This is a genomic window from Streptomyces prasinopilosus, assembly GCF_001419695.1.
In the GTDB taxonomy this organism is placed as follows: Bacteria; Actinomycetota; Actinomycetes; order Streptomycetales; family Streptomycetaceae; genus Streptomyces; species Streptomyces prasinopilosus.
Genome location: NZ_LIRG01000538.1, coordinates 1 through 4,323, shown reverse-complemented (window position 1 = coordinate 4,323; position 4,323 = coordinate 1). Strand labels below are relative to the sequence as shown.

The 4,323-nt window shown below is 75.2% G+C and carries 4 protein-coding genes; all 4 read right to left on the bottom strand.

Annotated elements, in window-relative coordinates:
• Window positions 1–9: 9 nt before the first annotated feature.
• The gene (locus AOK18_RS21460) at window positions 10–567 is read right to left on the bottom strand and encodes a MaoC family dehydratase (protein ID WP_055695412.1); all 558 of its coding nucleotides are present in this window, start codon (window positions 565–567) and stop codon (window positions 10–12) included.
• A complete protein-coding gene (fabI, locus tag AOK18_RS21455) occupies window positions 551–1,315 on the bottom strand; it encodes an enoyl-ACP reductase FabI (RefSeq protein WP_055695411.1) in 765 nt (254 codons plus the stop codon). Before fabI ends, AOK18_RS21460 begins: the two co-directional genes overlap by 17 nt.
• A complete protein-coding gene (locus AOK18_RS21450) occupies window positions 1,312–2,016 on the bottom strand; it encodes a 3-oxoacyl-ACP reductase family protein (protein ID WP_055695410.1) in 705 nt (234 codons plus the stop codon). The genes fabI and AOK18_RS21450 overlap by 4 nt, the downstream gene beginning before the upstream one ends.
• On the bottom strand, window positions 2,013–4,323 hold a 2,311-nt coding region (locus AOK18_RS21445; RefSeq protein WP_157865140.1), incomplete at its 5' end, for an SDR family NAD(P)-dependent oxidoreductase. The genes AOK18_RS21445 and AOK18_RS21450, both read right to left, overlap by 4 nt.

Sequence of the window (4,323 nt, the reverse complement as noted above, 5' to 3'; positions counted from 1 at the left end):
TGGACGGCGTCAGGATGCGGGGCGCGGGTCCGGGACGAAGTCCACCGGTCCGTCGACCGGGAGCCGGGCTCCGGGCGCGAGCCGGTAGAGACGGGTGTGGTCGACGGTGCACACGGGCGCGGACTGCCCCTCGGCGGTCACCGAGACGGCGAGGACGACCTCCAGGAAGTCCCGTGGCCTGACCCGGACGCTCTTGACGTGCGCCAGGGCGCGGACCCGCGCGCCGACCGGCAGGACGGCCGGGAAACGCACCCGGTCCACCCGGTAGTTGAGCCCCAGGGACGTCCAGCGCAGGTCGAGCAGCGTGGAGGTGAGGTGGGGGACGAGGGAGAGGGTGTAGAAGCCGTGGGCCACCGGCCTCCCGTAGGGGCCGGACCGTGCCTGCTCGCCGTCCAGGTGGATCCACTGCCAGTCGTGGGTCGCGTCGGCGAAGCGGCGGACGTCCTCCGGGGTCACCGTGTGCCACGGCGACGGGCCCAGTTCCTTGCCGATCCGCGCGGTGAACCACTCCGCGATGTCCGGCAGGGTCGCCGCGCCGTCCTCGGTGTGCTCAGAAGCCCATAGCATGGACGCCTCCGTCGACGTGCACGATTTCGCCGGTGGTGGCGGTGAACCAGTCGGACAGCAGGGCGACGCACGCCCGTGCCGTGGGTGTGGCGTTGCCCTCGTCCCAGCCGAGCGGCGCGTTGTCGGCCCAGGTGGCGCCGTCGTCCTCCGCGTCGGAGACCCGGCCGGCGGCCAGGGTGTTCAGCGGCCCGGCGGCGACCAGGTTCACCCGTATCCCCTGCGGCCCCAGGTAGCGAGCCAGGTAGCGGGCGGTCGATTCCAGCCCCGCCTTGGCCACGCCCATCCAGTCGTAGTCCGGCCAGGAGACGGACGCGTCGAAGTCGAGACCGACGACCGCGCCCCCCTCACCCATCAGCGGGAGGACGGAACCGACCAGCGACTTCAGCGAGTAGGCGGAGGTGTGGACCGCGGTGGCGACGTCCTCCCACGGCGTGTCCATGAACCGTCCCCCGAGGGCGCTCTGAGGGGCGTACGCGATCGAGTGCAGCACCCCGTCGAGACGGTCGGTGTGCTCGGCCACGCGGTCCTTGAGCAACCGGAGGTGCTCGTCGTCGGTCACGTCCAGCTCGATGACCGGTGCGGGGCGGGGGAGCCGGGTGGCGATGCGGTTGACCAGGCGGGGCCGCAGGCCCGTCAGAATGACCTGGGCCCCGGCGAGCTGGGCCTCCCGCGCCGTGTGGAAGGCGATGGACGAGGTGGTGATCACGCCGGTCACCAGGACGCATTTTCCGTCGAGCACTCCGCTCACCGCCCCAGGGAGAGGCCGCCGTCGACCGGCAGGACGGCCCCGGTCACGTAGCCGGCGCCCTCGCCGGCGAGGAAGGCCACGACCTCCGCGACCTCCTCGGCCGTCCCCTGCCGTTGCAGGGGCACCTGGGTGCGGATCGCCGCGGTCACCTTCTCGGGCAGTGCGGACGTCATGTCCGTGTCGATCCAGCCGGGGGCCACCACGTTGACCGTGACCCCGCGCCCGCTCAGCTCCAGCGCGAGCGAGCGGGCCAGACCGACGAGTCCGGCCTTGGAGGAGGCGTAGTTCGCCTGGCCGGCCGCGCCGACCAGGCCGGCCACCGACGAGATCATCACGATGCGCCCGGCGCGGCGGCGCATCATGTCGCGCACCACCCGGCGGGCGACGCGGTAGGCACCCATCAGGTTGGTGTCGACGACCTCGGCGAACTCCTCCTCCGTCATGACGAGGAACGGGCGGTCGCGGGTGATGCCGGCGTTGGCGACCAGGACGTCGACGGGGCCCAGTTCCTCCCGGACCTCCGCGACCGCCCGGTCGATCGACGCGGAGTCGCGGACGTCGCACCGTACGGCGAGGAAGTCGTCGGGCGGGGGATCGCTGCGGTAGGTGACCGCCACCCTCAGCCCGTCCTTGGCCAGCTGTCGTGCCACGGCCAGGCCGATGCCGCGGTTGCCGCCCGTGACGAGTGCCACTCGGTTCATGACGCGGGGTTCTCCTTTGCGGTGCCCGACAGGGAGTTCGCCAGGAACGCGGCGAGCGAAGCCACCGTGGGGTGCTGGTGAAGGTCCTTGGGGTCGATGTCCAGAGCGAGTTCGGCGCGCAGCCTGCGCAGCACCCCGAGGCTCATCAGGGAGTCCATGCCGAGGGAGAAGAGGTTCTGCCGGGTGCGTACGGACGCCGGGTCGCATCCCATCGCCCGGGCCACCTCCCGCCGTACCAGCGCCGTCAGGGCGTCCCGGTCGCGCGGGCCGTCCGCGGGCGGCGCGGGGGCCGGCGGACCGTCCTCCGGCTCGCCGCGTCCGTGCGGGGCCACGGGGGCGCTGTCCGTCCCGCCGGCGGGCTCTCGTGCGGAGGTCAGGCCGGCGAGCAGCGGGGAGCGGACGGCCATGGCGAGCGCGACGTCCACCTCCGACCAGTCGGCGTCGGCGACGATCAGATGGTCGCGGTCCTCCGTCAGCAGCCGGCGCACCGGGGCCAGCGCCAGGCGGCCCGGCATCAGCCGCAGGCCCGAGGCGGTCACGACATCGGCCTCCGCGGTCCCCGCCAGCCCTTCCGCACAGGGGCCGAGGACGAGGGTGCGGGCGCGCAGGCCCCGCTTGCCCCAGGAGTGGGCCAGCAGGTCCTGGTAGCAGGTGGCCGCCGCGTAGTGCGCCAGACCGCCGGAGCCGAGCAGACCGGTGGTGGACGACAGGGTGACGGCGTCGGCCACCCCGTGGTCCGCGGCGAGGGTGTGCAGTGCGGCGGCGCCGGTCACCTTGGCGCGGAACATGTCGTCGATGTGCGCCCGGGTCATTTCCGCGACCGGCACCACGCCGCGCGAGAACGCCGCGTGGTAGACGCCGCGCAGCGGCGGAAGATCGCTTCCGAAGCGGGCGAACAGGTCCGCCAGGGCGTCCGGGTCGGCCACGTCGGCCGCCACCTCGACCACCCTGACGCCCTCGGGGACCGGGACGGCGGGTCCGGTCCGCCCGGTGGGCTTGCGGGAGAGCAGGACCAGGCAGCGGGCGCCCAGCGCGACGAGCTCCCGGATCAGGTGCGGCGCGAGCGCTCCGGTGGCGCCCACGACGAGGTGGCTGCCCTCGCCGAAGGACGGTTCCGGCAGGGACGCGCCGGCGGCCGCGTCGGGTCCCGGGGGCGCCGCCGTCAGACGCGGTACGTAGCGGGTGCCGTTGCGGAAGGCGCTCTGGCCGCCCCGGGGCGTGCCCCGGACGGCGCCGAGGATCTGGTCGCCCCAGGCGGCCGGGTCCGTCCGGTCGAGATCGACCAGGCCGCCCCACAGGCCGGGGTGCTCCAGGGCGATGCTGCGCCCGAGCCCCCAGAGCACCGCTTGGGCGGGGTTCAGGGCGTCCTCGTGGCCGGTCCGCTGGGCGTCGCAGGTCACGAAGGTCAGGGGCGGCGCGCCGGGGCCCGCCGCGGCCAGTGCCCGGGTCACGGTCACCCCGGCGAGGGTCAGGGACGCGGCGGAGGCGGGCGCGCTGCCCCGGACGCCGAGCCCGCCGGCGAACACCACGTGGTCGAGGGGGCCGTGCTCGGTCAGCGCGGACGCCAGCCGGGCCGACCACGCCTCCTCCTCCCGGGCGGGCGGCACGGGCAGGGTGCGGCAACGCACTCCCCGCGCCCGCAGGGCCCGCACCAGCTCCGGCGGACCGCCGATGACCAGCCAGGCGCCGTCGGCCCGGGGGGCCGGGCCGGCCAGGGGTTCGGGCTGCCACACCAGGTCGAGCGACCACTCGGGGGGAGTCGTCCGTGCCGCCCCGTCGTCGTCCGCCGCCACCCGTGCCAGGCGTACGCCGGTGAGTTCGGCCACGGGGACGTCACCGTCCCACAGGGCGCACGTCCCTTCGACGGTGTCGCCCGTGGCGTTCGGCGCGACCGCCGCCGTCACCCGGGTCACGGCGAGACCTCCGGTCTGCGCCGTACGCATCGAGCCGATGCCGGTCACGGTGAAGCCGTCGCCCGGACTCGTGCCTCCCGCCGCCGCGGCGAGCGTCTCCAGGCAGCCGGTGAGGAGCGCGGGGTGGAGGACGTAGCGGGGGTCGTCGCCGGCGGACGGGTGCAGACCGAGTACCGCCTCGGCGGTCCCCGGACCGGTGAACAGCTCCCGCACGGTGCGCAGTCCGGTGCCGAGCACCACGCCGTGCCGTTCGGCGGACGCGTAGTGGTCCGCCACGGACACGGCGGCTCCGCGAGGCGGCCGCGCGGCCGGCCCGAGGCGCGGCCGGCCGGACGTCGCGTGGAGGCGCGCCGACGCGCACTGCTGCCATTCCGGCGCGTCCCCGGCGCGGGCG

Bases quoted from the DNA above. Each gene is read 5' to 3' on its own strand.
- AOK18_RS21460 (WP_055695412.1), bottom strand. From the start codon at position 567: ATGCTATGGGCTTCTGAGCACACCGAGGACGGCGCGGCGACCCTGCCG.
- AOK18_RS21450 (WP_055695410.1), bottom strand. From the start codon at position 2,016: ATGAACCGAGTGGCACTCGTCACGGGCGGCAACCGCGGCATCGGCCTG.